Origin of the sequence: Pseudaminobacter salicylatoxidans, assembly GCF_003148475.1 — a bacterium.
Taxonomy (GTDB): domain Bacteria; phylum Pseudomonadota; class Alphaproteobacteria; order Rhizobiales; family Rhizobiaceae; genus Pseudaminobacter; species Pseudaminobacter salicylatoxidans.
Window position 1 is genome coordinate 1 of the sequence record NZ_QGGG01000028.1, and the last position, 17,938, is coordinate 17,938.

General features: G+C 63.0%; 14 protein-coding genes and 1 pseudogene. 8 read left to right on the plus strand and 7 right to left on the minus strand.

Annotated elements, in window-relative coordinates:
* Positions 1-155 (plus strand): annotated as a pseudogene (locus C7441_RS23080) (IS630 family transposase); the annotation flags it as partial.
* Between the two features lie 6 nt (positions 156-161).
* Here the strand turns inward: C7441_RS23080 and C7441_RS23085 are convergent.
* The 3 genes from C7441_RS23085 to C7441_RS23095 form a co-directional block, all read right to left on the minus strand.
* Entirely contained in the window at positions 162-1,700 is a 1,539-nt protein-coding gene (locus tag C7441_RS23085) for a SpoVR family protein (RefSeq protein WP_109614889.1), read from the minus strand.
* Positions 1,701-1,711: 11 nt separating this feature from the next.
* Positions 1,712-3,022 (minus strand): YeaH/YhbH family protein, encoded by a 1,311-nt coding sequence (locus C7441_RS23090; RefSeq protein WP_109614890.1) that lies wholly within the window; start codon positions 3,020-3,022, stop codon positions 1,712-1,714.
* Between the two features lie 132 nt (positions 3,023-3,154).
* Positions 3,155-5,104, minus strand: coding sequence for a PrkA family serine protein kinase (locus C7441_RS23095; protein ID WP_026060019.1), 1,950 nt, complete (start codon positions 5,102-5,104; stop codon positions 3,155-3,157).
* A gap of 349 nt (positions 5,105-5,453) precedes the next feature.
* On the opposite strand from C7441_RS23095, the gene C7441_RS23100 reads away from it, so the two are divergent.
* A complete protein-coding gene (locus tag C7441_RS23100) occupies positions 5,454-6,236 on the plus strand; it encodes a histidine utilization transcriptional repressor HutC (protein WP_244916242.1) in 783 nt (260 codons plus the stop codon).
* A gap of 13 nt (positions 6,237-6,249) precedes the next feature.
* On the opposite strand, the gene C7441_RS23105 is transcribed toward C7441_RS23100, so the two are convergent.
* From C7441_RS23105 to C7441_RS23120, 4 genes are all read right to left on the minus strand, one after another.
* Complete coding sequence (locus C7441_RS23105; protein ID WP_109614892.1) at positions 6,250-6,795, minus strand: HutD/Ves family protein; 546 nt, start codon at positions 6,793-6,795, stop codon at positions 6,250-6,252.
* Positions 6,796-6,863: 68 nt separating this feature from the next.
* Positions 6,864-7,967, minus strand: coding sequence for a histidinol-phosphate transaminase (hisC, locus tag C7441_RS23110; protein ID WP_109614893.1), 1,104 nt, complete (start codon positions 7,965-7,967; stop codon positions 6,864-6,866).
* Positions 7,968-8,136: 169 nt separating this feature from the next.
* A complete protein-coding gene (locus C7441_RS23115; protein ID WP_109614894.1) occupies positions 8,137-8,895 on the minus strand; it encodes a histidine utilization transcriptional repressor HutC in 759 nt (252 codons plus the stop codon).
* Complete coding sequence (locus C7441_RS23120; RefSeq protein ID WP_109614895.1) at positions 8,892-10,256, minus strand: formimidoylglutamate deiminase; 1,365 nt, start codon at positions 10,254-10,256, stop codon at positions 8,892-8,894. The genes C7441_RS23115 and C7441_RS23120 overlap by 4 nt, the downstream gene beginning before the upstream one ends.
* Before the next feature lie 138 nt (positions 10,257-10,394).
* Here C7441_RS23120 and hutI point away from each other — a divergent pair, with 138 nt between their 5' ends.
* Genes hutI through hutU form a run of 6 tightly spaced genes read left to right on the plus strand, consistent with a single transcriptional unit; the run spans position 10,395 to position 17,907 of the window.
* Positions 10,395-11,597: an imidazolonepropionase gene (hutI, locus tag C7441_RS23125; protein ID WP_109614896.1), complete on the plus strand. Its 1,203-nt coding sequence runs from the start codon at positions 10,395-10,397 to the stop codon at positions 11,595-11,597.
* Positions 11,590-13,131 carry a histidine ammonia-lyase gene (gene hutH, locus C7441_RS23130; RefSeq protein WP_109614897.1) on the plus strand — a complete coding sequence of 514 codons (1,542 nt, stop codon included), beginning with the start codon at positions 11,590-11,592 and terminating at the stop codon, positions 13,129-13,131. The genes hutI and hutH overlap by 8 nt, the downstream gene beginning before the upstream one ends.
* Positions 13,128-13,919: an N-formylglutamate deformylase gene (hutG, locus tag C7441_RS23135; protein WP_109614898.1), complete on the plus strand. Its 792-nt coding sequence runs from the start codon at positions 13,128-13,130 to the stop codon at positions 13,917-13,919. Before hutH ends, hutG begins: the two co-directional genes overlap by 4 nt.
* Positions 13,916-15,067, plus strand: coding sequence for a CaiB/BaiF CoA transferase family protein (locus tag C7441_RS23140; RefSeq protein ID WP_109614899.1), 1,152 nt, complete (start codon positions 13,916-13,918; stop codon positions 15,065-15,067). Before hutG ends, C7441_RS23140 begins: the two co-directional genes overlap by 4 nt.
* Positions 15,064-16,227, plus strand: coding sequence for an acyl-CoA dehydrogenase family protein (locus C7441_RS23145; protein ID WP_210205697.1), 1,164 nt, complete (start codon positions 15,064-15,066; stop codon positions 16,225-16,227). The genes C7441_RS23140 and C7441_RS23145 overlap by 4 nt, the downstream gene beginning before the upstream one ends.
* A 15-nt stretch (positions 16,228-16,242) precedes the next feature.
* Positions 16,243-17,907, plus strand: coding sequence for a urocanate hydratase (gene hutU / locus C7441_RS23150; protein ID WP_026060018.1), 1,665 nt, complete (start codon positions 16,243-16,245; stop codon positions 17,905-17,907).
* Positions 17,908-17,938: the final 31 nt, after the last annotated feature.

Consider the following 17,938-nt stretch of genomic DNA (forward strand, 5'->3'; position numbering starts at 1 on the left):
AGGCCTTCGCTAAAATCAAGCATTGGATGCGAATGGCCCAGAAGCGAACTATCGAGGACACCTGGCGCCAGGTCGGACACCTCGTAACAACCATCGAAGCTGACGAATGCCAAAACTATCTCGCAAACGCAGGATACGCTTCCGTCAAAACGTGAAGGACTCTAGCTACTCTCGGGCGCGGCTTTCGTGGATTGTTCGTATACGGTCTCGCCGTTCCGGCCATCTATGCCGGTAAGTCGCACCTCATAACCCCAGAGCGTGGCGAGATGGCGCAGCGTTGCATCCCGGCTCTCTTCCTGCAGCATGACGCCATTGCGAATGCTGTGCCGCAGCCTCAGGCAGCGGTCCCCGGCCAGATCTGCCCCGATCACCTGGATATCTGGCTGGTGGGCGGTCACGTCATAGCTGTCGGCCAGAGCCGACCGCACCGCTTCATAGCCACGGTCGTCATGTATGGCCGTCACCTCCACATAGCTGTCGCTTGCGTCATCGACCAGTGCGAACAGGCGCATCTTGCGGATCAGGCTCGGGCTGAGAAACTGGCGAACGAAGGACTCGTCCCGATGACTTGCCCACGCTTCCAGCAAGACATCCCGCCATTCCCCCTTGCCCGCTATGTCGGGGAACCACTCCCGGTCTTCCGGGGTGGGCTGCGTGCATATTCGTTGTATGTCGCGCATCATCTCGAAACCGAGCGCATATGGATTGAGGCCACCGTAGCGCGGATCGTTGAAAGCCGGCTGGAAAATGACCTCCGAATGGCTCTTGATGATCTCCAGCATATGGCCTTCTTCCAGCAACCCTCGCTCGAACAGAAGATTCATGATCGTGTAATGAACGAAAGTCGCACAGCCTTCGTTCATCATCTTCGTCTGTCGCTGCGGATAGAAATATTGCGCCAGGAACCGGACTATCCGTATGATTTCCTTTTGCCAGGGCTCCAGAATGGGGCTGTTTTTTTCGATGAAGTAAAGGATGTTTTCTTCTTCGGCGAACTGGTCGGCGGCGCCTGTCTCACCAGAGGCGCTTTTGAAAGCAAAGGACGGCAATGTGCGCCAGAGATCATTGAACGTCCGCTCCGCATGCGCGACCCTCTCGCGCTCACGGGCTTTTTCCCGTTCGGCAGAGAGACGTCCGGGTCTCCGGTAGCGGAAAACGCCCTGATCCATCAGGGCGTGAGAGGCATCGAGCACACGCTCGACCGCAGCAACGCCGTGCCGCTCTTCACATTGCCGCACGAAGCTCTTGGCAAAGTCGAGATAGGTCAGGATGGCGCTGGCGTCGGTCCATTGCCGGAACAACTGGTTGTTCTTGAAGAAATGATTGTGCCCGAAGGCGGCGTGCGCGATGACCAGCGTTTGCAGGGCCGCTGTATTGCCCTCCATCAGATAGCAGATACAGGGATCGGAATTGATCACCAGTTCATAGGCAAGCCCTATATGACCTCCGCGATAAAGCTGCTCTTCACGCAGGAACCGCTTGCCGTAGGACCAGTGCCGATACATCAGCGGCATTCCAATGGACGAATATGCGTCCAGCATCTGTTCGGCGGATATGATCTCCAGTTGATTGGTGTAGGTATCGAGGTGCAGGTCTTCATACGCGACCTGCGCGACTGCATCATAGACCCTCTGGAGGAGGTCAAAACTCCAGTCGGATCCATGAAACAGAGGTTGCTGCAGTTCCGTGCCAGGGCGCATCGCGTTTCCCCCTATTCGGATCCCGAATAACCATGCTTGGCGAAAAGGTGGCGAAAGACCGGATAAATGTCTTCCGGGGCCGCCAGCCTTACCATCTGCAAGCGCGAGTCCCTGTCGCTTACCGTGCGATAGGCTTTCCATAGAGGCGTACCGTTTTCCGTCGCATGGAAGATATCGCGCTCGCGCGCGTCGATGATCTCGACATAGGCGAAATACTGGCATGCCGCGAGCAGCCCACCCTTGAGGATTTCCTGGCAACGATTGGAATCGTAAGGAGAATTGTCTCCATCCGACGCTTGCGCGGCGTAGATGTTCCATTCATTGGCCGGATATTTCTCGGCGATCACGCGCTGCATTTCGTCGAGTGCCGACGAGACGATCGTCCCGCCGCTTTGCATGCTGTAGAAGAAGGTGTCTTCGTCAACGACCTTCGCCTCGTGCGTGTGGCGTATGAAGACGATCTCGGTGCGCTCGTATCTGCGCTTCAGGAACAGATGCAGGAGTACGAAGAAGCGTTTGGCGAGATCCTTCTCACGCTCGCCCATCGAGCCCGATACGTCCATCAGACAGAACATGACGGCGGTCGTATTGGGCACCGGGCGGGCCTCGAAGCGATTGTATCGGATGTCGAGTGGATCGACATAGGCAACAAGCTTGCGCCTCAGCATCAACCTTCGCAAAGTCTCTTGAAGTTTCACAAGCTGGAGGCGGATCGCCGGCGTCTGTTCACGATTTTCCAGTTCCGATATCTGCCTCGTGATCTCGTCCAACTCGTTCCTCGACGGCCGCCGCAATGCTATTCGCCGGCCCAGGCTATTACGCATCGTGCGTCCGACATTGATGTTGGCAGGCGTGCCGGTGGTGGTGTAGCCGGCCCGGCGAAACTTGAATGACTGCACCTCCTTCAGGTGCAACTTGACCATGTCGGGCAATTCCAGATCCTCGAAGAAGAGATCGAGAACCTCCTCGCGGTTCAGCACGAACTGGAAGTCGTCATCCGGCGCGGTCTCGCCGGCCTGACGGCCGATCTGGCCGCCTGCCTGCCCATGCCGGGGAATGCGATCGCCCGCCGAGTAGACGTTGTTTCCGGGCAGGACTACCGTCCTGCGGCCGGTAGAACCGGCCTGCCGGAAACTCGGTTCGTCGGTGGTGCTGCTCGAGACGGTCACGGCGTGGCCGGCATCCACATCCGCTATTCGGGTCGATTTCAACCGCTTGTTGAAGACCTGCCGCAGTTCCTCTCTTGCCCTGCGTAAAAATCGTTGACGGTTTCCCAGGCTCTTGTCCTTGGGATTGAGGCGGCGGTCAATGAAATGGGCCATCGGTCATACCGTCAGGTCGGAACGTCTGTTCGAAATGGCATGCGGCCAATGTAACCACGTAGATCTTCCGCCGTCTCCCTGCATTTCCTGCCGCCTCAGGCGCCATTTCGATCATATCAACCGCTCCTGACCCTAGCCTGCCTTGTTGACACGCATGTACCAGTCAACGAGCCGACGAACCTGGCGTTCCGTATAGCCGCGCTCCTTCATCCGCTCGACAAATTCCACGTGCTGCTTTTGCGTGGCGCTGTCCTGCTTGGAGCCGAAGCTGATAACCGGAAGAAGGTCTTCGACCTGGCCGAACATCTTTTTCTCGATGACTTCCCGCAGCTTTTCGTAACTCGTCCAGGCAGGGTTCTTACCGGCGTTCCTCGCGCGTGCCCGAAGGGCGAACTTGACCACCTCGTTGCGGAAGTCCTTCGGGTTCGAGATACCCGCGGGCTTCTCGATCTGGGACAATTCGCTGTCCAGGATTTCCCGGTTCAGGATCTGACCCGTATCGGGATCCTTGTAGTCCTGATCCTCTATCCACGCATCGGCATAGGCTATGTAGCGATCAAAGAGGTTCTGGCCATACTCGCTGTAGGATTCGAGATAGGCCTTTTGAATCTCATGACCGATGAAGTCGGCATAACGCGCCGCCAGCTCGGATTTGATGAAATCGAGATACGCGCCCTCAAGCTCCGCGGGAAACTGTTCGCGACGGATGGCCTGTTCCAGCACATACATCAGGTGCACCGGGTCGGCGGCTATCTCCCTCGTGTCGAAGTTGAAGGTTTCGGACAGCACCTTGAAAGCGAAGCGGGTGCTGACGCCGGTCATGCCCTCATCGACACCGGCAACGTCGCGGTACTCCTGGATCGACTTGGCCTTGGGATCCACATCCTTCAGATTCTCGCCGTTGTAGACCCGCATCTTCGTGTAGCGAGGTGAGTTCTCATGTTCGAGAAGCCGGGTGGAAACCGTGAACTTGCTCAACAGGTCCAGCACCTCGGGCGCACACGGATTGCTGGCCAGCTCGCTTTCGCGCAACAGCTTCTCGTAGATCATCTTTTCTTCCGAAAAGCGCAGGCAATACGGAACCTTGATCACCAGGATCCGGTCGAGAAAGGCTTCATTGTTCCTGTTGTGCTTGAACTGAAGCCACTCGGACTCGTTGGAGTGCGCAAGAACGATACCCTGGTATGGGAACGCCCCGAAATTTTCGGTGCCGTTGTAGCTGCCTTCCTGCGTGGCGGTCAGGAGAGGATGCAGCACCTTGATCGGCGCCTTGAACATTTCGACGAATTCAAGCAGTCCCTGCGTGGTCCTGTTCAATCCGCCGCTGTATGAATAGGCATCCGGGTCCGACTGGCTATAGTTTTCCAGTTGGCGGATATCCACCTTGCCGACCAGCGACGACACGTCCTGATTGTTTTCATCGCCCGGTTCGGTTTTGGCAATGGCGATTTGCTTCAGCCGGGATGGCATCAGCCTGACGACGCTGAAGGCGGAAATATCGCCGTCCGCCTCTGCCAGCCGTTTGACCGCCCAGGGAGAAATGAGGCCGGTAAGCCGCCTGCGCGCGATGCCGTATTTGTCCTCGAGCAGATCGCTCATCGTATCGGGGTCGAACAACCCCAGGGGAGACTCGAATACGGGGCTGAGTTGTCCCTTGACCTTGAGGGTGTAGATCGGCTGCTTTTCCATCAGCTTCTTGAGCCGCTCCGCAAGCGAGGACTTGCCGCCACCGACCGGACCGAGCAGATAGAGGATCTGCTTTCTTTCCTCGAGTCCCTGGGCGGCATACTGGAAATAGCTGACGATCCGCTCGATAGCGTCCTCCATGCCGTAGAAATCGGAGAAGGCCGGATATTGGCGGATGGTCCTGTTCATGAAAATGCGACCCAGCCGCTCATCCTTGCTGGTGTCGATCAGTTCGGGCGCGCCGATAGCCTGTATCATTCGCTCCGGTGCGCTGGCGTACATTCCAGCATCATCGCGACAAGCCAGCAAATATTGCTGCAAGCTCATCTCTTCCTGGACTTCCCTCGCATAGCGCTCCGCGAATAGCCGGAAAATGTCATGTTGCTCTGTCTGCATCTTGCACCCGATCTGTTCGGACAGAATTGTCTGTCACAATCAGAAACTGAAATTGGGCCGCAATGTTCCAGTCGGTTCGCTTGAAGTTCCAATATGTCGATACGGCGCAATTCCCGCGCTCTCAATGACCCTGCGTTTCGCGCTGATCACCGAGCATACACTACTCATATAAGAAGCCACGCGGCAGCATATCAGTGCCCGCAGAGCCGATAGGTGCTTTTCTTTTCGCTATTTGCAGGAGCGCCAAGCAACAAGGAATGAAATCGGCTCCCCCAAACGGCTTTGGACAAGCCACTGGCCAATGCCTATAGCTGTTGGCTACACCGATCGGGCCACAGGGTTGGCGCCGGTGTCTTTGCCCGCATCGGGTACCGGATTGGGAGTGCCGATGGCAGAGACGAAATCACAGGCAAGCCGCACTCTGCACGAGCAGCTTCTGAGCGAATTCCGCAGTTTCATCATCTCGCAACGCTGGCCACCGGGATATCAGCTTCCCTTTGAGACAGCGCTGGCCGATGCCCATGGCGTTTCGCGCATGACGATGAACAAGGTGCTGACGCAGTTGACGCGGGAGGGCTTCCTTATACGCCGCCGCAAGCTGGGCACGTTCGTTGCCCGCCCGCACGCGCAGGCGGCGGTGATGGAGATTGCCGATATCGCGGCCGAGGTTCAGGCGCTGGGGCAAGCGCACAGCTTCGTCCTTCACGAGCGCAAGCTGCGCCTGCCCCAGCCCGGAGAGATCGCCGAAGCGCGGATCGAGCAGGATCGGCAACGGCCGGTCCTCTATCTTCAGGGCGTGCATTTCGCGGATGCGCAAGCCTTCTGTCGCGAGGCGCGCATCATCAACACGGAGGCGGCACCCGCGGCGCTCGAGCAGGATTTCACGAGTGTCGCGCCGGGCCAGTGGCTGCTGCAGGAAATTCCGTGGAGTTCGGCGGAACACCGCATCCGGGCGATCGGTGCAGATGATGCGGTGGCGCGCGATCTGGGCCTGCGGCCCGGAGAGCCCTGTCTGGAAGTTACCCGCCGAACGGAAATTTCCGGCAATTGGGTTACGCTGGCGCACCAGACCTATCCTGGGGATCGCCACGAACTGCTGGCCCGGTTCGAGCCGCGCGCCGACTCCGGCTGATCCCTGCAAGCACTCAGCCCGATATGCGTACGTCCAGTACGGACGCTCCGGCAAGCGTGGCGACGAGCGAAGGCGCCGCGGCCTGGAGGTCGATGAGGTCGAGCCGCCTGAGCCCTGCCCGATCCTCCAGCAGCAGGGCAAGCCGCGCACGCTCGTTCGCGCCCCGCCGGTCTGGGTCGAGCGGACCGCGCAAGACTTCGGCCAGCAAGGGGCGACGCACCATCACGTTGAAATCGAGCAGCGCCTCGCCCTCCAATTGCGCGGCGGCAGGAATGTCGCCGGGAAAGGAGAAGGGCTCGCCGGCCGCATCCAGCCTTTGGTCCTGCCCGCCGACGGACAGGACCATCGCGCCGCCTTCCAGCACAGTCAGCACCCGGTCCACGCCGGGAAAGGCAGAGAACGGACCGGAAGTGGCGACGATCGCCGTGCTGATGCGCCAGTCGAAGCTTTCGAAGTCCGCGCCCAGTGGGGAAACGGCGATCTCGGCCGTCTCGCCGCCACCGTTCTTCCAGGGGCGGAACACCCGGTCGGAGAGCCGGAAAATTCCCGTTGCGGTCATGATTTCAAACCCCTGAAAGAAGATGCGCTGCCGGCATTTTGCAGCGCCGGAAGGCGTTCGTGCAAGGCTCAGAGCGCGGCGGAAAGGGCTGCGAGAAACTGATCGTTGTCGGCCTCCGTGCCGATCGAAACGCGCAGCCAGGTTTCATAGCCCGCTTGCTTCCACGGCTTGACGATCACCCCCTTGTCCAGCAATGCCTCGGCAAGCACGGTCGCGGGACGGGCCGCGTCGAAGAACAGGAAGTTTCCTTTCGACGGCAACACGCGCAGGCCCAGCGCTTCCATGGCTGCCTGCATGCGCGGCCGCTCACGCTGCACCAATGCCACCGCCTCCGACACCGATTGCGGATGGTCAAGTGCTGCCTCGGCCGCCGCCTGCGCCATAAGGTTCACGTTGAAGGGGGTGCGTGCAAGATCGAGCCCCCGCTTCAGTTCGGCGCTGTTGGTCAAGCCGTAGCCGACACGCAGGCCGGCAAGCCCCCAGGCCTTCGAGAAGGTGCGCAGGATGAGCAGCGGCCGGCCATGTGTCGCCAGCCGCATTCCAGCCGAGGCGTATCCCGGGCCTTCGGCATATTCGTGATAGGCCTCGTCGAGGCAGGTCACCGCCTCGGGGTGGACAGCGTCCAGCACCCGGTCCAGTTCCTCCGGCGTCAGCCACACGCCGGCCGGGTTCATGGGGTTGGCGAAAAGCACCAGCCGCACTGGCTGCGCCACCGCCTGCACCAGTGCCTCGACGTCAATGCGGCCCTCCGGCGTCAGGCCGATCCGCGTGACCTCCGCCCCCATCAGCCGGGCATAATCTTCGTGCAGGGGAAAGGAGGGATAGAGCGTGACCACCCTGTCGCCCGGCCGCAGCACCGCGCGGGCGAGCACGGCAAGGAGATCTTCCGAGCCGTTGCCAAGCACCAGCCGGTCGGCCGAGGTGCCATGGCGCGCCGCCAGCTTCGCCAGGAGCGTGCGGCCCGAGGGGTCGGGGTAGACGGCGATGCGCTGCAAGGCAGCTTCCAGCGCCTGTCGCACGGCCGGGTCAGGTCCAAGAGGATTCTCGTTCGAGCCCAGCTTGGCAACGCGGGTCACGCCGGGCCGCCGGGCGACTTCGTCGACAGTGAGGCCCGCATTGTAAGGCGCAAGGGTCGCCAGTTCCGGGCGCAGCGGCGATGAATGCGTGGTCATGCTTCGGGGCCTCCTTGGGCGTGATGATCTGCCGGCAGAGTAAGAGAATATGTATATACTTGTAAAGGTGGTCCGTTGTGGATTCGTCCCGCACCATGCCTGCGGACTCAATGAACCCCCGCTCTTTGCGGCACGGGCCCTTCCCTTGAGAACCCGGCGCGGGCGGGCTTCAGGCGCTGTCGCTTCGCCGAACGGGCCAATAGCCCCGGTTGTGGCCGTTTTCAGTGCCGACGAGATGGCCGGGCTGGAACGCCACCCTGACGGTGGTGATCGGGCCGAGATCATTCCAGGTGGTACGATGCATGATCAGCAGCGCCTGTCCCGGTTGGGCCTGCAGCAATCTGGCATCGCGGCGATTGGCGTTCTCGGCCGAAAAGGTCAGTTCGGCCCGCAGATAGGGGGCATTGCGCACCAGCCATTCATTGGCGTTCAATTGCCAGAAATCGGCCTTTTCAAGCTCCGGCGTAGCGCGTGGATTGACCCAGCGATCCTCAAGCTGGAACGGCTGGCCGTCGCCATAATGCACGGCCCGCATGTGGACGAGAACCTCGCCTTCCGGAAGACCGAGCCGGGCCGCAGCCTCCGCCGGGACCGGACTGCGCCGTTGCGCCACCACGCGATGGCTGTAGGCCATGCCGGCCTGCTCGACCTGTTCGCGCACGATGGAAATCGTGAAAGTCGCCTTGCGCACCGGGTCTATCGCGACGCGCGTGCCGGCCCGGCGCCGGCGATCCAGCAACCCTTCGTCGGCCAGAAGCTGCAACGCCTTGTTGACGGTCGCCCGCGCCACGTCGAATTCGACCGCCAGATCGGCCTCGTCGGGAATGCGATCGCCCTGACGCCACTCGCGCTCGACGATGCGGCGCCGTACTTCGTTGGCAATGTTCTGCGCCTTGGGCAGGGTCGAGCCGGCTTGCTTGTCGGTCACATCCGCTCCTGCAATCTGCCGATACAGGCCAGATAGTCGGCCGTGATCCGGTCGTGCTCCGGATGCCTGCCGTCGCGCACGACGTGGCGGCCCGCCGCCCAGACGTCGCGCACCAGCCCGTCGCCGCCGGCGAAGATCAGGCTGTCGAGAAGTTCGTCGCCCTTGCGGCCGAACATCACCGGATTGTCCAGCGAAACCGCGCACAGATCGGCCCACAAGCCTGTAGCGATGGCGCCCGTCTCGCGCCCTGCCGCCGTCGTACCGCCATCAAGCCCGGCCTCGTAGAGTACCCGGCCCGTAGAGCGCCCCGGCTCGGCCAGTACGGCGCGCGCCGTATCGCGCAGGCGCTGACTGTATTCCAGCGTGCGCAGTTCCTCGATCAGTGAAATGCGGATGTTGCTGTCGGAGCCGAAGCCGAGCCGTCCGCCCGCTTCCTTCCAGATCGTGCCGTTGAAAATGCCGTCGCCAAGGCTCGATTCCGTGATCGGGCAGAGGCCGGCGGTGGCGCCGGTCGCAGCCAGACGGCGGGTCTCATCCTCGGTCATGTGGGTGATGTGAATGAGGGTCCAGCGGCGGTCCAGGCTGTGGTTGTCCAACAGCCATTCGACAGGACGCCGGCCGCGGGCGGCCTGCACTTCCTCAACCTCCGGGATCTGCTCGGCAAGGTGCATATGCAGCGGCCGTCCGGGGCGCAGGTTCTCGCAGAGCGTCAGCGCCTCGGCACTGACCGCACGCAGCGAATGCGGCGCAACGCCGATCCCGGCATCGGCAGGAAGGTGACGCAGCGCCGCCTCGGCGGCGTCGAGCAGGGTCACGAATTCGTCCGGTGTCGTGCCGAAGCGCTGCTGGCCGGGCCCGAGCGGACGCTGGTCGAGGCCGCCGAACTGATAATGCACCGGCAGCAGTGTCAGCCCGATGCCGGTACGGGCGGCAGCCGCCGCGATCCGTTCGGACATCTCGGCGATATTGTCGTAGAATGCACCGCCGGGCCGGTGGTGCAGATAATGGAACTCGACATTGGTGGCGTAACCGGCCTCCAGCATTTCCATCTGCACCAGCGCCGCGATCGCCTCGACGTCATCCGGCGTCAGATGGTCGAGGAAGCGGTACATGATCTGACGCCATGTCCAGAACGTGTCGCGCGGCTGCGGCCCGCGCGCTTCCGAGAGGCCGGCCATGGCACGCTGGAAAACATGGGAATGCAGGTTTGCCATGGCGGGCAGCAACAGGCCGACTCGCTTGCCGGCGGGCGCCGCTCCGGTCTCGACTTGCGCGATTCGGCCATCCGCGCCCAGTTCGACACGTACATTTTCCGCCCAGCCTTCCGGCAGCAGCGCGTGCTGCGCCCACAATGCAGTCATCGAGATCTCCTTTTGGCCGGACTTGGCGCCGGGTACTTTACCCACATAAGTTTAGACATAGCACCAAAATAAGTTTAGACATAGATGATGAATTATGTTTAGACATGAGAAATCAGGTCGGTCGGGAGTACGTGCCAGATGCAGGTTCTCAGCAACGCCACGGTAGCGTTCATGGATGACGAAACGGCGGGCTACCGCCTCGTCGAGCGCACCTCAATCGCAATCGAAGGTGACAGGATCGCCTGGATCAGCGCCGGTGCGGACCTGCCTGCATCCTATGGCAATGCCCCTTCCCGCGATCTGGAGGGGCGGCTGGTCACACCCGGCCTGATCGACTGCCACACCCATATCGTCTATGGCGGCGACCGCGCCCGCGAGTTCGAGATGCGGCTGGAAGGCGCGGGCTACGAAGAGATCGCCCGGGCCGGAGGCGGCATCCTCTCAAGCGTCCGCAACACCCGCGAGGCAAGCGAGGAAGAGTTGCTTGCGCTGGCTTTGCCGCGCGTCGACACATTGCTGCGCGAAGGCGTCACCACGCTGGAGATCAAGTCCGGCTACGGGCTCGACATCGCCTCCGAATTGAAAATGCTGCGCGTCGCGCGCCGTATCGGCGAGCTTCGTCCGGTCCATGTCGTCACCACCTGGCTTGCCGCCCATGCGCTGCCACCGGAATTCAAGGATGATCGCGCCGGCTATATCGATCAGGTCGTGATCGCCGGCATGGATCAGGGACATGCCCAAGGGCTGATCGACGCGGTAGACGGTTTCTGCGAGGGCATCGCCTTCTCAGCCGAGGAAATGGCGCGCATCTTCGATCATGCCAGGACGCTCGGCTTGCCGGTCAAGCTGCATGCGGAGCAGCTTTCGGACCTGCATGGCGCGGCCATGGCGGCCGAGCACGGCGCGCTGTCGGCCGACCATCTCGAATATCTGGGCGCGGACGGCATCGCCGCCATGGCGAAGGCAGGCACGGTCGCGGTGCTGCTGCCGGGCGCCTTCTACACGCTGCGGGAAACACAATATCCGCCGCTCCAGGCATTGCGGGACGCAGGCGTGGCGATCGCTCTGGCGACCGATTCCAACCCCGGCACTTCGCCGCTCACCTCGATCCTGCTGACCATGAACATGGGCGCGACATTGTTCCGCATGACGCCTGCCGAATGCTTGCGCGGCGTGACGCTCAACGCCGCCCGCGCGCTGGGGCTGGCGGATCGAGGCGTGATCGCGCCCGGCGCCCGCGCCGATCTGGCGATCTGGAACATCAAACATCCGGCCGAGCTTTCCTATCGCATCGGCTTCAATCCGCTGCACGCTCGCATTTTCGGAGGCCAACTTGTCTGAACTCATCCTGACACCCGGCCAGGTCACCCTGGTTGAACTCGAGCGCATCTGGCGGGAGGGGCTTGCTGTAAAGCTGGCGGAAACCGCTCATGCGGGCATCGCCAATTCGGCCGCCGCAATCGACGCCGCCGCAAATGGTGACGTGCCGGTCTATGGCGTGAACACGGGCTTCGGCAAACTCGCCTCCATAAAGATCAAGGCCGAGGATACGGCCACCCTGCAGCGCAACCTCATACTGTCGCATTGCTGTGGCGTGGGCGAGAATGTCGAGGAAGACACCGTGCGCCTGATAATGGCGCTGAAGCTCTTGTCACTCGGCCGCGGCGCCTCCGGCACCCGCCCCCAGGTCGTCAAGCTGATCGAGGACATGCTGGCCAGGGGCGTGTTGCCGGTGATCCCCTCACAGGGTTCGGTCGGCGCATCGGGCGACCTTGCCCCGCTGGCGCATATGGCCGCCGCGATGCTGGGCGAAGGCCGAGCCACTTATCAGGGCAGCGAAATGGCCAGCGCCGAGGCGCTTGCCGCGGCTGGCCTGAAGCCCGTGGTGCTGGCCGCCAAGGAAGGACTTGCGCTGATCAACGGTACGCAGGTCTCGACGGCCTTCGCACTGGCGGGCCTCTTCGATGCGTTCCGTGCGGCACGCAACGCGCTTGTGTCGTCGTCGCTCTCGACCGACGCCATCATGGGCTCGACCGCGCCTTTCCTCGACGAAATTCATCAGTTGCGCGGCCATCGTGGCCAGATCCTCGCTGCCCGGGTCATCCGCGACCTGATGGACGGCTCTGAAATCCGCGAGAGCCACCGCGTGGGCGACGCACGCGTCCAGGACCCTTATTGCATCCGCTGCCAGCCTCAGGTCACGGGCGCCTGCATCGATCTCCTGACCCAGGCCGGCCGCACGCTGGAAATCGAAGCCAATGCCGCGACCGACAACCCGCTGGTGCTGATTGAAAGCGGCCAGATCGTCTCGGGCGGCAATTTCCATGCCGAGCCTGTTGCTTTCGCAGCCGACCAGATCGCGCTGGCGATCGCCGAGATCGGCGCCATCTCGCAGCGCCGCATCGCGCTGATGGTTGACCCGGCGCTGAGCCATGACCTGCCGCCCTTCCTCACACCCGATCCCGGCCTCAACAGCGGCCTGATGATCGCCGAAGTCACTTCGGCCGCGCTGATGAGCGAGAACAAGCATCTCGCCACGCCTTGCTCGACCGATTCCACCCCGACTTCGGCGAACCAGGAAGACCACGTCTCCATGGCTGCCCATGGCGCGCGCCGCCTGAAGCGGATGAACGCCAACCTTGCCCATATCATCGGCATCGAAGTTCTGTGCGCTGCCGCAGGCGTCGAGTTCCGTGGCCCGCTGAAGACCTCTACTCCGCTTCAGGCGGTGATCGCGCGCTTGCGCAAGTCGGTCACGGCGCTGGATCAGGACCGCTACATGGCCCCTGACCTTGCCGAAGTCGCAGAGCTTGTCCGTACCGGCGCCCTGCTCGAAGCCCTGCCGGACAACCTGTTAGCCGAGGTTCAGCCATGAACCCGGTCGAGGTCGTTCGCGGCGACAGCCCTCTGATCCTGGGCCTGCCGCATACCGGGACCCATCTGCCGGAGGCGATCCTGGCCAGGCTCAACGCGCGTGGCCGCATCCTTGCCGACACCGACTGGCACATCGAGCGCCTCTATGACGGGCTGCTGCCCGGCGTGACGACGGTCAGGGCGACGTTCCATCGCTATGTGATCGACGCCAATCGCGGTCCCGACGATGCCAGCCTCTATCCCGGCCAGAACACGACCGGCCTCGTGCCCGTGACCGATTTCGACGGCGAGCCGATCTGGACCGAGGAACCGACGCCGGCCGAAATCGCCGAGCGCAGGGCAAACTTCCACGCGCCTTATCATGAAGCGCTCGCCGCCGAGATCGAGCGGGTCAAGGCCAGGAACGGCGTGGCGATCCTTTATGATTGCCATTCGATCCGTTCCGTCATTCCGTTCCTGTTCGAGGGTGTCCTGCCCGACTTCAACATCGGCACCAACAACGGCACGACCTGCGACCCGCGCATCGAGGCCGCGACTTTCGACATCTGCGCCGGGAGCGGGCGCACGCATGTGCTGAACGGCCGCTTCAAGGGCGGCTGGACCACGCGTCACTACGGCCGGCCGCAGGACGGCGTCCATGCGATCCAGATGGAACTGGCCCAGTCCACGCATCTGCAGAGCGAAACCCCGCCCTTCGCCTATGACGAAGCCAGGGCCGCCGCACTGCGCACGACCCTTGCGGCGATCCTCGAACGACTCGCCGCGCTCGCACCGGAGCTGAAGGCATGAGCGGGCCGCTTTCCGGCGTCAAGGTGCTCGACCTGTCGCGCGTTCTGGCGGGGCCTTATTGCACGGCGCTGCTGGCCGATCTGGGCGCCGAGATCATCAAGCTGGAGCCGCCGGCCGGCGACGACTACCGGCATGTCGGTCCGTTCAAGGACGGCGAAAGCGCGCTGTTCACGCTCAACAATCGCGGCAAGAAGAGCATCGCGCTGGATCTCAAGAAGCCGGACGACCTGGAACTGGCACAGGCGCTTGCCGCCCGGGTGGACGTGGTGGTGGAAAATTTCCGCCCCGGCGTCGCAGCCCGGCTGGGTCTTGGCGCCGAGGCGCTGCGCAAGGCCAATCCCCGGCTGATCTACTGCTCCATCTCCGGCTTCGGGCAGGAAGGCCCCTTCAAGGACCTGCCGGCATACGATCTGGTGGTGCAGGCCATGTCCGGCCTGATGGCCGCGACCGGTGAGGAAGGCGGCGCGCCGCTGAAGACCGGCGAAAGCATCGCCGATCTGATCGCCGGTCTGTTTGCAAGCTGGTCGATCATGGCCGCTCTGGTTCAGCGCAATGCGACCGGACAAGGCGCAACGCTCGACGTGGCCATGTATGACGCGCTGTTTTCCATGCTGACCACCAGTCACGCCCAGCATTTCTACGACGGCGTGCTGCCGGGCCGGGTCGGCAATCGCCATCCGCTATCCACCCCGTTCGGTTGCTTCAGGACCGGCGATGGACAGGTGGTGATCGCCGTGCTCAACGGCAGCCAGTTCGAGCGTCTGGCCGGCCTCATCGGCAAACCGGAGATCGTGGACGATCCGCGCTTTGCCAGCGACAGCAGCCGCACCGAACATGAGCCGGCTCTGCGCGCATTGATCGAGGAATGGTCAGGAGCACTGACGACCGAGGAAGCCGTCGCGGCACTCGCCGCGCAGGGTCTTCCGACCGCGCCGATCTGGGACATCGCACAGGCCGCCGGCAACGACCACGCTACCGCACGCGGGCTGGTCAGCACGCTTGCACACCCCGTTCTGGGCCATGCGCCGGTGGTCGGCCAGCCGGTGCGTTTCGACGGCGCCAAGCCGGTGGCCGCGAAGGCGGCGCCAAGCCTTGGCAGCGACATCGAGGCGGTGCTGCAAGAATTCGGACTGGAGAACCGCGCATGACGCAAATTGATGATCCCTGGCACATGCTTTCCGACGAGGAACGCATGTTCTGCGAGGTGCTTGAGCGGCTGTGCGGAGACAAGATCGCCCCGCTCGCGACCGAGACCGATGAGACCTCGCGCTTCGTGCATGAACAACTCGCGACTCTGGGCGAAGCGGGCATGATGGGTGCCAACCTGCCGGAGGCCTATGGCGGAAGCGGCATTTCCGCGCCCGCTGTGCTGCGTGCCGTTTCCATCGTGGCCGGAGCCTGCGGTTCCACCGCCTCGGCGCTGACGGCGCATTATCTGGCAACCGATTCCATCCTGATCGGCGGCACCGAAGCGCAGAAGCAGGAATGGCTGCCCAGGGCAGCCACCGGCGAAGCGCTTGGCGCGTTCGCCCTGACCGAGCCCACCGCCGGTTCCGACCCCGCCGACATGAAGACGCGGGCGCGGCGCACCGAAAGCGGCTGGCACCTCAAAGGCACGAAGTGCTTCATCTCCAACGGCGGTGTCGCGGACTTCATCGTGGTCTACGCAGTGACCGATCCCGAAAAGGCGCATCGCGGTATCTCGGCCTTCATCCTGCCGAAGGGCACGCCCGGCCTCGACGCCGGCCCGCCGGAAAAGACCATGGGCCTGAAGGGCGGCCATGTCTTCACGCTGAGCCTGGACTGCGAACTGCCCGAAAGCGCGCTGCTGGGCGAGGAAGGCAAGGGCTTCCGCACCGCCATGCAGGTTCTCGACAACGGACGCATCGAGGTCGCCGCGCAATGCCTCGGCCTCGCCGGCGCGGCAATGAACGCGGCGGTCGCCTATGCCAAGGACCGTATCATCGGCGGCATTGCGCTGTCGGAGCGGCAGGGCATCCGCTGGATGATCGCCGATATGGGCGTGGCTTTCCACTCGGCGCTGCTCTTGTCGCAGGAAGCCGCGCGCCAGCGCGACCTGGCGCATCATCATGGCGGACGTTTCTCTCTGGCCTCGTCCATGGCCAAGCTCGGCGCGTCCGAGGCCGCGGGCAGAATAGCCGATACCGCCCTGCAGTTGCATGGGGGTTATGGCTATACACGTGACTTCCCCATCGAACGGATCAACCGGGATCTGCGCATCATGCGCATCTACGAGGGATCCAGCGAAATCCAACGCATCATCATTTCCGGCAACATGCTGGCCTGACCTGGGAGCCGAACCGTGAGCAATCCAAGACATAACACACGTGACATTTTCCCACCTACGGGAGCCGAAATCACCGCCAAGAGCTGGTTGACCGAGGCGCCGATGCGGATGCTGATGAACAATCTGCACCCCGATGTCGCCGAAAACCCGCATGAGCTGGTGGTCTATGGTGGCATTGGCCGCGCGGCCCGCACCTGGAAGGATTTCGACCTGATCGTCGACAGCCTGAAGAAGCTGGAAGCGGACGAGACCCTTCTGGTGCAGTCGGGCAAGCCGGTTGGCGTCTTCAAGACCCACAAGGACGCCCCGCGCGTGCTCATCGCCAACTCCAACCTCGTGCCGCACTGGGCCAACTGGGACCACTTCAACGAGCTCGACAAGAAGGGCCTGGCCATGTACGGCCAGATGACCGCGGGCTCGTGGATCTATATCGGCTCACAGGGTATCGTTCAGGGCACCTACGAGACCTTCGTCGAGGCCGGTCGCCAGCACTATGGCGGCAATCTCAAGGGAAAATGGATCCTGACCGGCGGCCTCGGCGGCATGGGCGGTGCCCAGCCACTTGCCGCGGTGATGGCCGGCGCCTCGTGCCTTGCGGTGGAATGCGACGAAACCCGCGCCGATTTCCGCCTGCGCACCCGCTATGTCGATGAAAAGACCCATTCGCTCGACGAAGCGCTGGAGATGATCGACCGCTGGACCAAGGCCGGAGAGGCGAAATCCGTGGCGCTGATCGGCAATGCGGCCGAAGTCTTCCCCGAACTGGTCAGGCGCGGCGTCCGCCCCGACATCGTCACCGACCAGACCTCGGCGCATGACCCGGTGCACGGCTACCTGCCGCTCGGCTGGACCGTCGCCGAATGGCGCGCCAGGCAGGAGAGCGACCCCAAGGCCGTCGAGAAGGCGGCCCGCGCCTCCATGAAGGTTCAGGTCGAGGCCATGGTCGCCTTCCACGAAAAGGGCATTCCGACCGTCGACTACGGCAACAACATCCGCCAGATGGCGCTCGAGGAAGGCCTGGAAAACGCCTTCGCCTTCCCGGGCTTCGTGCCGGCCTATATCCGCCCGCTGTTCTGCCGCGGCGTCGGCCCCTTCCGCTGGGCGGCGCTTTCGGGCGATCCGGAAGACATCTACAAGACCGACCAGAAGGTGAAGGAGCTGATCGACGATCCGCACCTGCACAACTGGCTGGACATGGCGCGCGAGCGCATCAGCTTCCAGGGCCTGCCGGCGCGCATCTGCTGGGTCGGCCTCGGCCAGCGCCACAAGCTGGGTCTCGCCTTCAACGAAATGGTGCGCAATGGCGAACTGAAGGCGCCCATCGTAATCGGCCGCGACCATCTCGATTCAGGCTCGGTGGCCTCGCCCAACCGCGAGACCGAAGCCATGCAGGACGGTTCGGATGCCGTCTCCGACTGGCCGCTGCTCAACGCGCTGCTCAACACCGCGTCGGGCGCAACCTGGGTGTCACTGCACCACGGCGGTGGCGTCGGCATGGGCTTCTCGCAGCATTCGGGCATGGTCATCTGCTGCGACGGCACGGAAGATGCGGATGCGCGCCTTGCCCGCGTGCTGTGGAACGACCCCGCGACGGGCGTCATGCGGCATGCCGATGCAGGCTACCAGATCGCCATTGACTGTGCTCGCGAGAACGGTCTGAACCTGCCCGCCATTCTTTGATTGTGTTCGCGCGCCGCCGGTGACTGGCGGC

Excerpts from the sequence above, each read along its gene's own strand:
- C7441_RS23085 (WP_109614889.1), bottom strand. The coding sequence starts at position 1,700 with ATGCGCCCTGGCACGGAACTGCAGCAACCTCTGTTTCATGGATCCGAC.
- C7441_RS23090 (WP_109614890.1), bottom strand. The coding sequence starts at position 3,022 with ATGGCCCATTTCATTGACCGCCGCCTCAATCCCAAGGACAAGAGCCTG.
- C7441_RS23095 (WP_026060019.1), bottom strand. The coding sequence starts at position 5,104 with ATGCAGACAGAGCAACATGACATTTTCCGGCTATTCGCGGAGCGCTAT.
- C7441_RS23105 (WP_109614892.1), bottom strand. The coding sequence starts at position 6,795 with ATGACCGCAACGGGAATTTTCCGGCTCTCCGACCGGGTGTTCCGCCCC.
- hisC (WP_109614893.1), bottom strand. The coding sequence starts at position 7,967 with ATGACCACGCATTCATCGCCGCTGCGCCCGGAACTGGCGACCCTTGCG.
- C7441_RS23120 (WP_109614895.1), bottom strand. The coding sequence starts at position 10,256 with ATGACTGCATTGTGGGCGCAGCACGCGCTGCTGCCGGAAGGCTGGGCG.
- hutI (WP_109614896.1), top strand. The coding sequence starts at position 10,395 with ATGCAGGTTCTCAGCAACGCCACGGTAGCGTTCATGGATGACGAAACG.
- hutG (WP_109614898.1), top strand. The coding sequence starts at position 13,128 with ATGAACCCGGTCGAGGTCGTTCGCGGCGACAGCCCTCTGATCCTGGGC.
- C7441_RS23140 (WP_109614899.1), top strand. The coding sequence starts at position 13,916 with ATGAGCGGGCCGCTTTCCGGCGTCAAGGTGCTCGACCTGTCGCGCGTT.
- C7441_RS23145 (WP_210205697.1), top strand. The coding sequence starts at position 15,064 with ATGACGCAAATTGATGATCCCTGGCACATGCTTTCCGACGAGGAACGC.